Source organism: Pararhodobacter sp. CCB-MM2, from assembly GCF_001691415.1.
GTDB lineage: Bacteria > Pseudomonadota > Alphaproteobacteria > Rhodobacterales > Rhodobacteraceae > Pararhodobacter.
The window spans coordinates 46,453-60,796 of the sequence record NZ_LRRR01000010.1; the positions used below are offsets into that span (position 1 = coordinate 46,453).

A 14,344-nucleotide genomic window follows, 5' to 3' on the forward strand; every position below is an offset into this window, starting at 1 on the left:
ATCGGACCGAAGCATTATGAATTTCCCTGACGGCGCGGCAAGGGCTAGTCTCGACCCAAATCCTCCTCACACGGACCACATCATGACCCGCTCTGACGCCGACCTTTGGGATGCCGCCTCGAAACATGTGATGCGCTACGGCCCGGTCTTCGAGCCCCGGATCATCGACCGGGCCGAGGGCGCGCGGGTCTTTGACCGCGCCGGCAAGCCGATCCTCGATTTCACCTCGGGGCAGATGAGCGCGGTGCTGGGCCATTCGCATCCGGCCATCGTCGCGACGGTGCGCGAGCAGATCGGGCGGCTCGATCATATCTTCAGTGGCATGCTCTCCGAGCCGGTGATCGAACTGTCGGAACGCCTCGGCTCGTTGGTGCCGGGCTTGGAGAAGGTGATGCTGCTCTCGACCGGCGGTGAATCCAACGAAGCGGCGATCCGGTTGGCGAAATGCGTGACCGGCAAACACGAGATCGTCGCCTTCACCAAAAGCTGGCACGGCATGACTGGGGCGGCGGCAGGGGCGACCTATTCCTCGGCGCGCAAGGGCTATGGCCCGGCGGGCGTCGGCAACTTTGCCATCCCCGCGCCGCATGCCTACCGCCCGCGCTTCACCCATGCGGATGGCTCGCTCGACTGGCAGACCGAACTCGACGATGCCTTCGCCATGGTCGACGCGCAATCGACCGGCAGCCTCGCCGCCTTCATCGCCGAGCCGATCCTTTCCTCGGGCGGGATCATCGACCTGCCGGAGGGTTATCTGAAGGCGCTTAAACAGAAATGCGACGAGCGCGGGATGCTGCTGATCCTTGATGAGGCGCAGACCGGCATGGGCCGCACCGGCCATATGTTCGCCTTCCAGCGCGACGGCATCGTGCCGGATATCCTGACGCTGTCGAAGACGCTGGGCGCGGGCCTGCCGCTGGCCGCCGTGCTGACCTCGTCGGCCATCGAACAGGAGGCCCATGCCCGCGGCTTCGTCTTCTTGACCACCCATGTGAACGACCCGCTGCCGGCGGCGATCGGCCTCACGGTGCTGGATGTGATCGAGGCGCAGGGGCTGACGGAACGCGCCGTCACCGCTGGCGCCCGTCTGCGCGCCGGGCTGGAAACCCTGATGCAGCGCTTCGACTGCATCGGTGATGTGCGGGGCCGCGGGCTGTTGCTGGGGCTGGAGATCGTCACCGACCGTCAGAGCCGCGTGCCCGATCTGGACATGGGCGACCGCATCGCCACCGAGGCGATGGCGCGCGGGCTCAGCATGAACGTGGTGAAAGTGCCGGCCATGGGCGCGGTGTTCCGCATTGCGCCGCCGTTGACGGTGACCGATGCCGAGATCGACGAGGCACTGGCGATCATGGCCGAGGCGATTGCCGCCGCCTCGGCGTAAGCCTCAGGCCCGCGGGACGACCGGGGCGAGGGGTTTCTTGCGGAAGGCCGAGGGCGTCATGCCCGCGGTCTTCTGGAAGGCGCGGGTGAAATAGCCGGCCGAGTTGAAGCCCAGCATCTCGGCCACGTCCTTGATCGGCAGGCGCGTCTCGCTGAGAAGGCGGCGGGCCTCAAACAGGATGCGGTCTTCCAGCAGCTGATGCGCGCCCTTGCCGCAGGTGGTCTTGCACACGCGGGTCAGGTGGGTGGGCGTCACGCCCAGAGCCTCGGCATAATCGGCGACGGCGCGGTTCGAGCGGAAGTCACGCTCCAAGAGCGAGGCATAACGGGCGACCAGCCGCTGCGAGGCGCCGGGGCGCTGGGGCAGGGGATCGAAGGCTTTCTCGCGCTCCAGCTGGCGGTCCATCCAGACGCCCAACAGCCCCAGATGGTGCTGCGCGGCCTTCTGCGAGCCCGAGCGCGCGCTTTCCAGCTCACGCTGGATCGCTTCCAGAATGCCGGTCAGCTCCTTTTGGCTGATCGGGTCGCGCGGGCGCAGGTATTGCGGGCTGCCTGGCAGCTCCAGACCATGGTTGCGGCCGAAGAACACGACCGTGCCCTGCGTGCGGGGCGCGAAATCGAAGCCATGCATCACCCCAGGCGGGATGAAGATCGCGTTATTGGGGCCGTAGCCCCGGGTCGTTCCGGCGACGGTGATCCGGCCCTGGCCCTGGGTGAACCACAGCAGCACGGGTTCACGCAGCGAGCGCATGGCCTCGACCCGCCATCGCCCACCGGCCGCAAGCCGCGACATCGGCGTGAGGCGCAATTGGGACGGGGAATCGGGAATGATCGTCATGACAGGTCCAGCGGCAGCTTCCCGCTTACGGTAAATAACCCGCTTGCGAGACGGCTAGGGGATTCCCGCGGAAGACGAAGACCGGGCTCGAATCGACCCGATTCCGTGGCCTTTCGGTGACTCTGGATAAAGCTGGGGATAACTTTGGGACAGTCAGGGGATAACCACCGGCTGCCAGTCCTTCATCCGGTTCCGGAACCAGCTGCGCTGCCGTTTTGCATATTGCCTTGTTGCCAAGGTCGCGGAATCGCGGGCTTTTTCCAGATCCGTCTCGCCCAGCAGATAGCCGACCAGTTCCGGCGCGCCGATCGCCTTTGTCCACAGCGGCGCGCTGGTGAGGCGGGCATCGGCGGGCCAATAGGGCAGGATGGCCTGGGTTTCCGCGATCGCACCATTGGCGAGCATCAGGTCGAATCGTTGACCGATTCGCTCGTTGAGCCAATCGATGTCCGGGCGCAGGACCAGCCGTGTCGCCCTCTCGGGCGGCAGAAGGGGCGCGCCAGTTTCAGCCTGCCACGCGGCCAGCCCGCGGCCGGTGGCCCGCAAGACCTCCCATGCGCGTTGCACCCGCGCGGGGTTGCGTTGATCGAGGCCCGAGGCCGTTTGCGGGTCCAGTTCGGTCAGCAGCGCGGCGAGGCCCTGATCGCGCAGGCGGGCGTCCGCCTCGGCGCGAATCTGCGGCGGCGTGGCGGGGATCTCGGCCAGCCCTTGGGTCAGGGCGGTGAAATAGAGGCCGGTGCCGCCGACAATCACCGGGTTCTGCGGCAGGAAGGGCGCCACCTCGCGCAGCCAATGGCCGACGGAATACTCGGCCCCCAGCGGCACATGGCCATAGAGGTGATGGGGCGCGAGCGCTTCGTCCACGGGATCGGGGCGCGCGGTCAGCACGCGCCAGGGGGCGTGCACCTGCAGCGCATCGGCGTTGACGATGCAACGGCCCTGCGCCTGCGCGATCCGCAGGGCCAGCGCGGATTTGCCGCTGGCGGTGGGGCCGGCGATCAGCACCGGCAGGGCCGGGTCGGGCAGGGGAAGGCGGTCGAACGGGTCGTGGGGCATTGTCATCGATTGAGGCGTTGATCCCGGGCCGGTTTTCCGACATTTTGCGCGCGATTGAAACCACTCCATCGCCACCTGTCCGCTGCCCCCTCGGGGCGCCCGACCGTGCGCGCAAAGGAAAGGCCCTGCCATGATGGATCGTACCCCCTCCGCCTATAGCCGCGTCATGCTGAAGATTTCCGGCGAGGCCCTGATGGGCGACCAAGGGTATGGCCTGAACCCGCCGACCGTCGCGCGTATCGCGCAGGAGGTGAAGGCGGTGCACGACATGGGCACCGAGATCTGCATGGTGATCGGCGGCGGCAATATTTTCCGCGGTCTTGCCGGCTCGGCGCAGGGGATGGAGCGCACGACGGCCGATTACATGGGCATGCTGGCCACGGTGATGAACGCGCTGGCCATGCAATCGGCGCTGGAGGAGCTGGGGATCTTCACGCGGGTGATCTCGGCCATCCCGATGGATCAGGTCTGCGAGCCCTATATCCGCCGCCGCGCCGTGCGCCACCTTGAGAAGAAGCGCGTCTGCATCTTCGCTGCCGGCACCGGCAACCCCTATTTCACCACCGACACGGCAGCGACGCTGCGGGCTTCGGAAATGGGCTGCGAGGCGGTGTTCAAGGGCACCAAGGTCGACGGCGTCTATGACAAGGACCCCAACAAATTCGCCGATGCCAAGCGCTACGACACCGTCAGCTACGACGAGGCGCTGGAGAAGAACCTCGGCGTGATGGACGCGACGGCGATCGCGCTGGCCCGTGACAACAAGCTGCCGATCATCGTCTTCTCGCTGGATGCGGCGGGCGGGTTCCGCTCGATCCTTGCGGGCGAGGGGACCTATACCCGCGTCTCGGGCTGAGCGCCCTAGAAGACGACATCTGAACAGGGCCGCCCCATGGGGCGGCCCTTTGTCGTTGTCGGAGCGTCGATTGGCTCAAGCGACGGATGCGGCATGCGCTCGCAGGAAGTCAGCGTGCGAATAGGGGCGCGTGTCCGGGCCCATGGCAGCGACCCGCTCTGCTGCGAGATCAAGGTAATCCTGCAGCAGCGGGAAGGTCTGGAAGGTCAACGCGGGAGGAACGTCGGCCTCGGGGGCCTGCTCCGTGCTCGGCTCGGGGCCCAGCAGATCGAAGGCATCCAATGCGGCGCTCAGCGTATCCTGCCAGCCCAAGTCCGCGCCGAGGTTGATATCCACCAGATTGTCGCGGTTGAGGAAATACTCGCGGACGGCTGCGTGATACTGACGGCGATCCAGAATCCAGCGGTCGATGCAGAGGGTCGGCGCCGGGAAGAAAGCCTGCATCAAGGCATCGCCGCCATAGGGCGGACGCGGTGCGCCACCGTGCTTTCGGCCGGTCCAGTTGTCGGCCGCGTGGCGCAAGACATGACGGATGCGTCCCTGCAGCCATGTCAGCTCGTCCGTGGTTTGCAGCACAAAAAGCGAGCCTGGGAACCACGCATCCAGATTGACGAAATTCGCCTGCTCGCCGCCACAAAAGGCCTTGGCGGACAAGGATCGATGCTTGGCGGCGAATTGGCTCGCCTGTGCCCATCGGCCGTTGCCGGACGCGGCCAGACCGCGCTGTGCGAGGAAGCTGCGCAGAGCCTCGTTGCCAGCCTGGTCGAAGCCGAGGCAAAAGACCTTGCGGTCCTGCAACGCATCGTTGCCCTGCGGGAGCGCTTGGGCGCGCGCGGCTCTGGCGGCACCCTTGCGCGCCTTGCCACCTTTGCCGGCCGCCTTCGCACGTCCTTTCTCCACCGGCGCGACACCGGCGTCGCCCGCTTGCGCGGCGCTCCTTGCCTTGCGACGGGCGCCGGCTTGCTTCCCGGGATTGCCCTCGGAAGACGCGGCCTTGCGGGCCTGACGCCTTGCCTTGCGCAGAGCCTTCCGTTCCTCCGGTGAGCGGGCAACCGCTCCGTCTTCCACACCCATGGTCAATCTCCACACTTCTTTGCCTGCGAAGAGCGCAAAATCCGGTCGTGTCGTCAACCGTTCGCGGTAACCCGGATGCGCTGATGTTCACGAAGGCGCTATCTTTGCGATCTGACATGCGTTGCGGCACGCGCCGCGGGCAGCATTGTGCCGGAATGTCTGGATCATTCCCCTGTCACCCGGCTATACAAGGTGCCGACGACGGCCTAGAACCGCGTCTTGAGAGATTTGCCTGACGGAGACCGCCGCGCCATGTCCGACGACATCGAGATTGACATCGACGACCTCAGCCGCCGCATGGATGGCGCCATCGCGTCGCTTCGGGTGGAATTCGCTTCGCTGCGCACCGGCCGGGCCTCGGGCTCGATGCTGGAGCCCGTTCAGGTCGAGGCTTACGGCCAAATGACCCCGATCAACCAGCTGGGCACCGTCAACGTGCCCGAGCCGCGCATGGTCACGATCAACGTCTGGGACAAGGCGATGGTCGGCAAGGTCGAGAAGGCGATCCGTGAATCGGGCCTCGGCATCAACCCGCAGCTCAACGGCACGATCATCATGCTGCCGATCCCCGAGCTGAACGAGGAACGCCGCCGCGAGCTGACCAAGGTCGCCGGCTCCTATGCCGAACACGCCCGCGTCGCCGTGCGCAACGTGCGCCGCGACGGCATGGACAAGATCAAGAAGGCCAAGAACGACGGCATGTCCGAGGATGATCAGAAGCTTTGGGAATCCGAGGTGCAGGAGCTGACGGATAAGCACATCGCCATGATCGACAAGGCGCTCGAGACCAAGCAAGAAGAGATCATGCAAGTGTGACGGGTTCCCTTCGGGGAATCTGCTTGTTGTATCCGGAACCGGAGTATCCATGTCCGACGCCAGCGTCACACCACGGCATGTCGCCATCATCATGGATGGCAATGGGCGCTGGGCGACCCAAAAGGGTTGGCCGCGTCTGGTGGGGCACCGGAAGGGCTCGGAACGGGTGAAGACCATCGTGCGCGCCGCGCCCGATCTGGGGATCACCCACCTCACCGTCTATGCCTTCTCGACCGAGAACTGGAAGCGCTCGACCGAGGAAGTGCTGGGGCTGATGAAGCTCTTTGCGCGCTACATCCAACGCGAGGCCGAGGCCTTGTCGAAGGAAAACGTGCGCATGTGCTTCATCGGCGACCGCAAGCGTCTGGAGCCCAAGCTGCAAGAGCTGATGGCCTGGATCGAGAAGCGCACCGAGAACAACACCCGTCTGACGCTGACCGTCGCCATCAATTATGGCGGTCGGGATGAGCTGATGCGTGCCGCGCGCAAGCTGGCGCAGCAGGCGGCGGAGGGGTTGATCGATCCCGATGCCATCGACGAATCCATGCTGGACGGCGCTTTGGACACGGCGCATCTGCCGCCGCCGGATCTGGTGATCCGCACCTCCGGCGAGACGCGGGTGTCGAACTTCCTGCTGTGGCAGGCGGCCTATTCTGAATACGAATTTACGCCGATCCTGTGGCCTGATTTCACCCCCGAGGTCCTGGCCGAGATCCTCAGCCGCTTCGGGCACCGCGATCGCCGCTTCGGCGGGGTCAAGACGTGAGGCGCAAGCCATGAGCAACTTCTCCGACCTGCGTGCGCGGGTTCTGTCCGGCGTGGCGATGGCCGTTGTCGGCCTCGGCGCCATCTGGGCTGGCGGCTGGATCTTTGGGGCGCTGGCCCTGCTGCTCGCCGGCCTCATGGGCTGGGAATTGCACAAGATGCTGGTCCCCGAGGCACCGCAGGGCCCGGCCGAGGCCACGGGCCTCAGTGCCGCGATCCTCGTGGGCGCGATGACCTTCTGGCAGGCCGGATGGATCTCGCTTCTGGGCTTGGCGCTGGGCGCGGCGGTGATGGCGTGGCGGATGCCCAAGGATCGGGTGATCTTCGGCCTCTATTACGCGCTGATCCTCTGGGCGGCGCATGCGCTGATCGTGCTGCGCCTTGGCGCGGGGCTGGAGATCGTGCTGTGGCTGGTCTTGGTGGTGATCGCCTCGGACGTCGCGGGCTATTTCGCCGGACGCGTGCTGGGCGGGCCGAAATTCTGGCCGCGGGTCAGCCCCAAGAAGACCTGGTCCGGCACTGTCGCGGGTTGGGTTCTGGCCGGCATCGTGGGCGCGATCTTTGCTGCGACCATGGGGCTCAGCTGGGCTCTGGTGCCGGTGTCGGCCGTGCTCGCCTTCGCGGGGCAGATGGGCGACATCGCCGAAAGCGCGATCAAACGCTACACCGGCGTCAAGGATAGCTCGAACCTGATCCCCGGCCACGGCGGTGTGCTGGACCGCTTCGACGCGATGATCGCAGTCGCTGCGCTGGCGCTGATCCTCGCCTATCTGGGTGCCTTCGGCGGGCTGGCGAGCTGATGCGGCGGGTTTCTGTCTTCGGGGCCACCGGGTCCGTCGGGGTGAGCACGCTGGACCTGCTGGCCCGGCGTGACGATCTGAAGGTCGCGGTGCTGACCGGCGGGCGCAATGTCGAGCTGCTGGCCGAACAGGCCCGCGCGCATCGCCCGGAGCTGGTCGTCACCGCGTTCGAGGAATGCTACCGCCCACTGAAGGAGGCCCTCGCCAACACCGGGATCGAGGTCGCAGGCGGCCCCGGCGCGGTGGTCGAAGCGGGCTACCGCGAGGCGGATTGGGTCATGTCGGCGATCGTCGGTGCGGCCGGCCTCGCGCCCGGCTTCGCGGCATTGAGCCAAGGCAAGACGCTGGCGCTGGCGAACAAGGAATCGCTGGTGACGGCGGGTCCGCTGCTGCTGGCCGAGGCCCGCACGCATGGCGCGACGATCCTGCCGGTCGACAGCGAGCATTCCGCCGTCTTTCAGGCGCTGGTCGGCGAGAGCCTCGAGCATGTCGAGACCGTGACCCTGACCGCCTCGGGCGGGGGGCTGCGCGACTGGCCGCTGGAGAAGCTGGCGCTTGCCACGCCCGAGGAAGCCGGCCGTCACCCGAACTGGGACATGGGCCAGCGCATCACCATCGATAGCGCCTCGATGTTCAACAAGGCGATGGAAGTCATTGAAGCGCATGAGTTCTTCGGCCTGCTGCCTGAGCAGGTCGAGGTGCTGATCCACCCGCAATCGCTGGTGCATGCGCTGGTTGCCTTCCGCGATGGCGCCGTCATGGGCCATCTCGGTGCGCCCGACATGCGCCACCCGATCGGCTATGCGCTGAACTGGCCCGAGCGGGGCGATCTGCCCGTCGCGAGATTGAACCTCGCCAAGGCCGGGCGGCTCGATTTCGCCGAGCCCGATCTGGCCCGCTACCCGGCGCTGGGTCTGGCGCGGCAGGTGATGGAAACGGGCGGGGCGGCCGGGGCGGTGTTCAATGCCGCGAAGGAAATCGCACTCGACCACTTTATTGCCCGAAACATCGGGTTTCTGGACATGGCTGCCGTGGTCGAGGCCACGCTGTCTGCCTATGCCGCGCGTCATGCCATCGGCAAGACCCCGGCCTCGCTCGATGAGGTTCTGTGTGTCGATGCCGAGGCCCGCGCGCTGGCCGGCACGGCTGCCACGGAGCGCGCCACCGCGCGCGTCTGAGGTTCTGAGGAAAGGAACGATCCATGGGGTTCTTGCCCGAATTCGGCAACCTGTTCTTCACGCTCGGCGCCTTCGTCGTGGCGCTGTCGATCATCGTGACCGTGCATGAATACGGCCATTACATCGTCGGCCGCCTCTCGGGCATCCATGCCGAGGTGTTCAGCCTCGGCTTCGGCCCGGTCCTGCTGAAGCGCACCGACAAGCGCGGCACGCAATGGCAGATCGCGCTTCTTCCGTTTGGCGGATACGTCAAGTTTCTGGGTGATGCCGATGCGGCCTCGGCGGGCGCGGATGAAGAGGTGATGTCGCATCTCGACGCCAAGCAGCGCCGCCGGACCATGCATGGCGCGCCACTTTGGGCGCGGGCGGCGACGATCTTCGCGGGGCCTGCGTTCAATTTCATCTTCTCGATTATCGTCTTCGCAGGTTTCCTGGCCTTTCAGGGCCTGCCTGCCGACACCCCGCGCGTGGGCGCCCTGTACCCGATGCCCGGCGTTGTCGAGCTTCAGGAAGGCGATCTGATCACTGCGGTCGATGGCCAACCGGTGCCGGAGCTGTCGGACTATTACACGGTCGCCTCGGAATTGGAGCCGGCCGGCGAAGTCACCTATACCGTCGAGCGCGACGGCGCGATGCTGGACGTGATCGGCCCGCATCCCTTGCCCGCACGGGCGGCCGGGATTGCGCTGAACTCGGCCGCGCGCGATGCCGGCCTGCAAGTGGGTGACGTGGTGACCGCCGTTGGCGACACGCCGGTCTGGTCCTTTGCCGAACTGCCGCCGATGGTTGGTGCCGCCGAGGGGGCGCCGGTCGATCTGGCCCTGTGGCGCGATGGCGAGACGCTGGAGGTCCAGCTGACCCCGCGCCGCACCGATCTTCCGCTGCCCGATGGCGGGTTCGAGACGCGTTGGCTGATCGGCCTGCAATCGGGCACGTTCTTCGACCATCCGACCCGCGCGGTCGGGCTGGGCGAAGCCGTGCCGATGGCCGTGGCGCAGATCGGCGGTATCGTCAGCAACTCGATTTCCGGTCTGTGGCACATGGTCACGGGGGCGATCAGCACCTGCAACCTGTCGGGCCCCGTCGGCATCGCCACCACCTCGGGCGAGATGGCGTCGGACGGTCTGGCCAGCTTCATCTGGTTCATTGCCGTGCTGTCTACGGCGGTGGGGCTGCTGAACCTCTTCCCGATCCCGGTCCTCGACGGCGGGCATCTGGTCTTCCACGCCTACGAGGCGATCCGGGGCCGTCCGCCCAGCGACCGTGTCATGGGCGCGCTGATGACCACGGGCCTCGTGTTGCTGGCAGCCATGATGCTGTTCGCGCTCGGGAATGACCTGTTCTGTTAAGGGCGGATTAACCATTAACGGCTATTAGGGAAGAGATGGGGCCCCCGGTCGGGAGCCCCATTTGTGCCATTTTTGGCGGCGATACAGGGGGGACACGACCCTGTGGAGCCGAAGATGCATATCGTCCTGCCCGCCGCCCGTTCCTTGCGCAGCCTCTATGTTCTGGGCTCTGACCGGCTGTGGTTCACGCTGGCCGTCGCCGGCGGGCTGATTCTGGCAGGCGAGTTGGTGCAGCTGTTGCTGCTGAATTCGCTGCCGCCGATCGAAGTGATCGGCTACTGATCGCCGTCTTCGGAGCCCATCTGCGCAATCTTTCACGTCACGCTCCTGTTTCCGTTGTCGAAACACCTATCTGCGCGATGCGAAGGGCAGGGGGCGCGCTACCGATCAACTGACATTGAGAAAACGGCGTTGCTGCGGTGCGGAAATGCCCTTGTCGACGGTGCGGCGTCGCGGTCGCCCCTGCCGTTGATCGGTGCATTGAATCCCCACATGTCGCGAAAAGCATCATCGGGTGCCGCAACTCTTTGACATTCAATCCCCGTCTCGCTAGCAAGAGCAAAACAAACGGCGGTAAACACGGGGCTTTGGGATGCGCGTCTCACACGTGGAAATTCATGCGCGCGATCTCGGGGGGGTTATGAAACCTCTGCGGGGGCTTGCAGCAGTTCTTCTTTTCACTTCTGTCATTTCGATCGGGGCCGCGACCAATGCGCAGGCCCAGACGTTCCAGTTCAACACGATCACCGTGAACGGCAACCAGCTGATCGATGACGATCAGATCGTGGCCTTCGCCCGGATCATGCGCGGCCGCAGCGTCAGCGCCTCGGAACTGAACGCCGCCTACCAGCGTGTGGCTGGCACCGGCTTCTTCCGTGAGGTGGACTTCGTTCCGCAGGGCGGCACGCTGGTCATCAACGTTCAGGAATATCCGCTGATCAATCAGGTCGCGATCGAGGGCAACCGCCGTCTCGACGACGAGCGCCTGACGGCCGTCATCACCTCGCGTTCGGGCGGCGTCTATTCGCCCTCGGTTGCCGAGGCCGATGCCAACTCCATCGCCGAGGCCTATGCCCAAGCTGGTCGACTGTCGGCCCGTGTGACCCCGCGCATCATCGAGCGTCGCGGAGGCCGTGTGGATCTGGTGTTCGAAGTCACCGAAGGCGCTGTCGTCGAGATCGAGCGTATCTCGTTCGTCGGCAACCGCGCTTTCAGCGAGCGCCGTCTGCGCAATGCCATCGACTCGGCGCAGGCCGGTCGTCTGTCGACCCTGTTCCGGGTTGATAACTACAACGAAGAGCGCGTCGCGCGTGACCGCCAGACGCTGGAAGACTTCTACCTGTCGCGCGGCTTCATCGACGCTCAGGTGCTGTCGGGCACGACCGAACTCTCGCGTGAGCGCGATGGGGCTTTCGTGACCTTCACCATCCGTGAGGGTCAGCAGTACCGCGTCGGCCGCGTGACCGTCGTGTCCGAAATTGCGGGTGTCGATCCGGCCGCCTACCAAGCCGGCCTGACCGATCGCACCGGTGCGCTGTTCACGCCGTCGGTGCTGGAGAGCCTTATCCAGCAGGCCGAGCAGGTTGGCTACGAATCCGGTCGCCGCTTCGTGCGCGCCGACCCGCGCCTTGTTCGCAACGAGCGTGACGGCACCATCGACGTCGAGCTGGCGCTGATCCGCGGCGAACGTGTGTTCATCGAGCGTATCGACATTCAGGGCAACGCCACCACGCAGGACCAGGTGATCCGTCGCCAGTTCGACGTGGCCGAGGGCGATCCGCTGAACCCGCGCGAGCTGCGGGAAGCCGCGTCGCGCATCCGCGCGCTGGGGTATTTCTCGGACGTGCAGGTGAACCCGGTTCAGGGTTCCTCGGGTGATCAGGCGGTTGTCGATGTTCAGGTCGATGAGACCTCGACCGGCTCGCTCGGCTTCGGTCTGAGCTACGGCGCGGACGACGGCATCGGCGGCAACATCTCGTATAACGAGACGAACTTCCTTGGTCGTGGTCAGCGTTTGAACCTGTCGTTCTCGACGGTGTCGAGCGCTCGCAGCCTGTCGATGAGCTTCACCGAGCCAGCCTTGCTGGGTCGCGACTTGGCATTCGGGCTGAACGTCGGTCTCAGCTCGACCACGGAATCTGATACCGCGCGCTTCGCGTCTGAAACGGTTCAGTTCTCGCCGTCCTTGACGTTCCCGGTCAGCGAGTATGGCCGTCTTGGCGTCCGGTTCGGTTTGCAGCGTGTCGGCCTCACGCCTGGCGCCAATGCAATGCAATATGTGTCGCCCCGTCTGCGCCAGGACCGCGGTGTCTATGACACCTCCACTGTGGGGTATACCTACACGTTTGACACGCGCGGCAACGACATCGACCCAGATCGCGGTTTCGTATTCCGCTTCGGTCAAGACGTTGCGGGCCTTGGCGGCGACCGCCGTTGGCTGCGCTCGACCCTGATGACCGGGTACGAACAGCGCGTGATGAACGGCGACGTGACCCTGCGGGCCGAGTTCGAAGCCGGTGCCGTGACCCATAGCTCGGACACGCCGAGCACGATCAACGAGCGCTTCGTTCTCACGTCGTCGCAGTTCCGCGGGTTCCGCAGCTACGGCATTGGCCCGGTGGGCTACTCTGCCAACGGCACGCGTAATGGTCTTGGCGGTAACTTCTTCGCCGTCGCCCGTCTTGAAGCAGAGTTCCCGATCGGTCTGCCGCAGGAATACAACATCCACGGCGGTCTGTTCCTTGACGTCGGTTCGGTCTGGGGGGTCGACAGCCCCGGCACTCTGTGTGGCGGCGGTGTCACCACCAACTGCGTGATCGACGACAACGCCCTGCGCGCCTCGGCCGGTTTCTCGCTGTTCTGGGACTCGCCGATGGGGCCGCTGCGCTTCAACTTCGCGACCCCGGTCAGCAGCGAGGATTACGACCAGTTCCGCAGCTTCGACCTGTCGCTGGCCACCCGGTTCTGATGGCCCGGCTTGCGGCCATTCTCTTGGCGGGGGCGCTGATCAGCGCCCCCGTTTCGCTGTTCGCACAGACGGACAGCGCCACGTCCGAGGCTGCGCCGCAGCTGCTCACGGCCACGCCGCGCAACCTGTCCGGGCTGCCCTACCGCATTCTCGATCAGGATCGGCTCCTGCGGGGCTCGCAATTGGGCCAACAGATCCTCGCCGGTATTCGCGCCGCCGAGGCGCGGCTCGAGGCTGAGAACCAGACACTCTTCGATCAACTTGCCGCCGAGGAGCGCGCCTTGACTGAAGCGCGCGCCAGCCTCAGCACCGAGGAGTTCCGCGCGCGCGCCGATGCCTTCGATGCGCGGGTCGAGGAGATCCGCACCGAACGCGCCCAGATCAGCCAGCAATTGGCGCGCTGGTCCGAAGGCGAAGCGCAACGCTTCTACGATGCCGCGCTGCCTATCCTCGTGGACATGATGAACGATGAGGGCGTTTTGGCCCTGCTGCGGCCTGAAACGGTGATCTTGGGCTCGGATGCCCTTGACCTGACAAGCGAGGCGATCGCGCGCCTCGATGCTGCAGGCGTTGACACTGGCGAGCCCGCGCCGTTCCCTCCCCTGACCGAAACGGCCCCCGATCAGGCACCCGCGCCGCAGAGCACGCCCTGATCGGCAAAGGGGCTGTCCGGGGGACTCCCTTGTCGGGGCAGGGCATCCTTGCTAGTGCTGGCAGGCCGGGGCGTAAGCCCTGTGCCCCCTGACAAGACCCGATTTTCTGCGGAGAGAGAAGATGCAAGACAAAGTTGACGCCCGCGACTGGTCGGCCACCACCGACGCCGATCTCTCGCTGATCATGCGCATCATCCCGCATCGCTATCCCTTCCTGCTGATCGACAAGGTCAAGGACATCAAAGTCGGCGAAAGCGCCATCGGCGTGAAGAACGTCACCTTCAACGAGCCGCATTTCCAGGGCCATTTCCCCGGCGCCCCGATCATGCCGGGCGTCACCATCATCGAGGCGCTGGCGCAGACCTCGGCGGTGCTGGTGGGCCTGACGTTGGACCTCGTGGACAAGGAGCCGCTGGTCTATTTCATGTCGATCGACAAGGCCAAGTTCCGCCGCAAGGTCGTCCCTGGTGACGTGCTGGAGCTGAAGGTCGATGTGCTCCGTGGCTCGTCGAAGATCTGGAAATTCCAGGGCACGGCCACCGTCAACGGCGAGATGGCGGCCGAGGCCGAGTTCATGGCGATGATCGACCTGACGAAGAAGGGTTGAG

14 protein-coding genes are annotated in these 14,344 nt (G+C 65.7%); 11 read left to right on the forward strand and 3 right to left on the reverse strand.

Annotated features, from left to right (window positions below; translation table 11 throughout):
* The first annotated feature begins 82 nt into the window (after window positions 1–82).
* Complete coding sequence (locus BCY78_RS12090; protein ID WP_068302021.1) at window positions 83–1,384, forward strand: aspartate aminotransferase family protein; 1,302 nt, start codon at window positions 83–85, stop codon at window positions 1,382–1,384.
* A 3-nt stretch (window positions 1,385–1,387) separates the two neighbouring features.
* On the opposite strand, the gene BCY78_RS12095 is transcribed toward BCY78_RS12090, so the two are convergent.
* Entirely contained in the window at window positions 1,388–2,221 is an 834-nt protein-coding gene (locus BCY78_RS12095) for an AraC family transcriptional regulator (protein ID WP_068302023.1), read from the reverse strand.
* 153 nt (window positions 2,222–2,374) lie between these two features.
* Window positions 2,375–3,283: a tRNA (adenosine(37)-N6)-dimethylallyltransferase MiaA gene (miaA, locus tag BCY78_RS12100; protein ID WP_068302026.1), complete on the reverse strand. Its 909-nt coding sequence runs from the start codon at window positions 3,281–3,283 to the stop codon at window positions 2,375–2,377.
* Between the two features lie 124 nt (window positions 3,284–3,407).
* Between miaA and pyrH the strand changes: the two genes are divergently transcribed.
* Complete coding sequence (gene pyrH / locus BCY78_RS12105; protein WP_068302029.1) at window positions 3,408–4,133, forward strand: UMP kinase; 726 nt, start codon at window positions 3,408–3,410, stop codon at window positions 4,131–4,133.
* 75 nt (window positions 4,134–4,208) lie between these two features.
* On the opposite strand, the gene BCY78_RS12110 is transcribed toward pyrH, so the two are convergent.
* Window positions 4,209–5,207, reverse strand: coding sequence for a hypothetical protein (locus tag BCY78_RS12110; RefSeq protein ID WP_068302032.1), 999 nt, complete (start codon window positions 5,205–5,207; stop codon window positions 4,209–4,211).
* Between the two features lie 252 nt (window positions 5,208–5,459).
* On the opposite strand from BCY78_RS12110, the gene frr reads away from it, so the two are divergent.
* The 9 genes from frr to fabZ all read left to right on the forward strand — a co-directional run bounded on the left by frr (window position 5,460) and on the right by fabZ (window position 14,343).
* On the forward strand, window positions 5,460–6,023 hold the full coding sequence (gene frr / locus BCY78_RS12115; RefSeq protein WP_068302037.1) for a ribosome recycling factor: 564 nt from the start codon (window positions 5,460–5,462) through the stop codon (window positions 6,021–6,023).
* 49 nt (window positions 6,024–6,072) lie between these two features.
* A complete protein-coding gene (gene uppS, locus BCY78_RS12120) occupies window positions 6,073–6,789 on the forward strand; it encodes a polyprenyl diphosphate synthase (protein ID WP_068302040.1) in 717 nt (238 codons plus the stop codon).
* A 10-nt stretch (window positions 6,790–6,799) separates the two neighbouring features.
* On the forward strand, window positions 6,800–7,588 hold the full coding sequence (locus BCY78_RS12125) for a phosphatidate cytidylyltransferase (protein ID WP_068302041.1): 789 nt from the start codon (window positions 6,800–6,802) through the stop codon (window positions 7,586–7,588).
* The gene (dxr, locus tag BCY78_RS12130; protein WP_068302044.1) at window positions 7,588–8,766 is read left to right on the forward strand and encodes a 1-deoxy-D-xylulose-5-phosphate reductoisomerase; all 1,179 of its coding nucleotides are present in this window, start codon (window positions 7,588–7,590) and stop codon (window positions 8,764–8,766) included. Before BCY78_RS12125 ends, dxr begins: the two co-directional genes overlap by 1 nt.
* Window positions 8,767–8,789: 23 nt before the next feature.
* Window positions 8,790–10,115, forward strand: coding sequence for an RIP metalloprotease RseP (rseP, locus tag BCY78_RS12135; protein ID WP_068302047.1), 1,326 nt, complete (start codon window positions 8,790–8,792; stop codon window positions 10,113–10,115).
* Between the two features lie 114 nt (window positions 10,116–10,229).
* Window positions 10,230–10,397: a hypothetical protein gene (locus BCY78_RS25590; RefSeq protein WP_158515929.1), complete on the forward strand. Its 168-nt coding sequence runs from the start codon at window positions 10,230–10,232 to the stop codon at window positions 10,395–10,397.
* A 358-nt stretch (window positions 10,398–10,755) separates the two neighbouring features.
* Window positions 10,756–13,083, forward strand: coding sequence for an outer membrane protein assembly factor BamA (gene bamA / locus BCY78_RS12140; RefSeq protein WP_083194988.1), 2,328 nt, complete (start codon window positions 10,756–10,758; stop codon window positions 13,081–13,083).
* The gene (locus tag BCY78_RS12145; RefSeq protein ID WP_068302053.1) at window positions 13,083–13,736 is read left to right on the forward strand and encodes an OmpH family outer membrane protein; all 654 of its coding nucleotides are present in this window, start codon (window positions 13,083–13,085) and stop codon (window positions 13,734–13,736) included. Before bamA ends, BCY78_RS12145 begins: the two co-directional genes overlap by 1 nt.
* Window positions 13,737–13,857: 121 nt before the next feature.
* Complete coding sequence (gene fabZ, locus BCY78_RS12150; protein ID WP_068302054.1) at window positions 13,858–14,343, forward strand: 3-hydroxyacyl-ACP dehydratase FabZ; 486 nt, start codon at window positions 13,858–13,860, stop codon at window positions 14,341–14,343.
* The last annotated feature ends 1 nt before the right edge of the window (window position 14,344 follow it).

What these genes read in the sequence shown, in the direction of transcription:
- fabZ (WP_068302054.1), top strand. Translation starts at nt 13,858, where the DNA reads ATGCAAGACAAAGTTGACGCCCGCGACTGGTCGGCCACCACCGACGCC.
- BCY78_RS12145 (WP_068302053.1), top strand. Translation starts at nt 13,083, where the DNA reads ATGGCCCGGCTTGCGGCCATTCTCTTGGCGGGGGCGCTGATCAGCGCC.
- dxr (WP_068302044.1), top strand. Translation starts at nt 7,588, where the DNA reads ATGCGGCGGGTTTCTGTCTTCGGGGCCACCGGGTCCGTCGGGGTGAGC.
- frr (WP_068302037.1), top strand. Translation starts at nt 5,460, where the DNA reads ATGTCCGACGACATCGAGATTGACATCGACGACCTCAGCCGCCGCATG.
- BCY78_RS12125 (WP_068302041.1), top strand. Translation starts at nt 6,800, where the DNA reads ATGAGCAACTTCTCCGACCTGCGTGCGCGGGTTCTGTCCGGCGTGGCG.
- BCY78_RS12090 (WP_068302021.1), top strand. Translation starts at nt 83, where the DNA reads ATGACCCGCTCTGACGCCGACCTTTGGGATGCCGCCTCGAAACATGTG.
- bamA (WP_083194988.1), top strand. Translation starts at nt 10,756, where the DNA reads ATGAAACCTCTGCGGGGGCTTGCAGCAGTTCTTCTTTTCACTTCTGTC.
- BCY78_RS12095 (WP_068302023.1), bottom strand. Translation starts at nt 2,221, where the DNA reads ATGACGATCATTCCCGATTCCCCGTCCCAATTGCGCCTCACGCCGATG.
- BCY78_RS25590 (WP_158515929.1), top strand. Translation starts at nt 10,230, where the DNA reads ATGCATATCGTCCTGCCCGCCGCCCGTTCCTTGCGCAGCCTCTATGTT.
- uppS (WP_068302040.1), top strand. Translation starts at nt 6,073, where the DNA reads ATGTCCGACGCCAGCGTCACACCACGGCATGTCGCCATCATCATGGAT.
- rseP (WP_068302047.1), top strand. Translation starts at nt 8,790, where the DNA reads ATGGGGTTCTTGCCCGAATTCGGCAACCTGTTCTTCACGCTCGGCGCC.
- BCY78_RS12110 (WP_068302032.1), bottom strand. Translation starts at nt 5,207, where the DNA reads ATGGGTGTGGAAGACGGAGCGGTTGCCCGCTCACCGGAGGAACGGAAG.
- miaA (WP_068302026.1), bottom strand. Translation starts at nt 3,283, where the DNA reads ATGACAATGCCCCACGACCCGTTCGACCGCCTTCCCCTGCCCGACCCG.
- pyrH (WP_068302029.1), top strand. Translation starts at nt 3,408, where the DNA reads ATGATGGATCGTACCCCCTCCGCCTATAGCCGCGTCATGCTGAAGATT.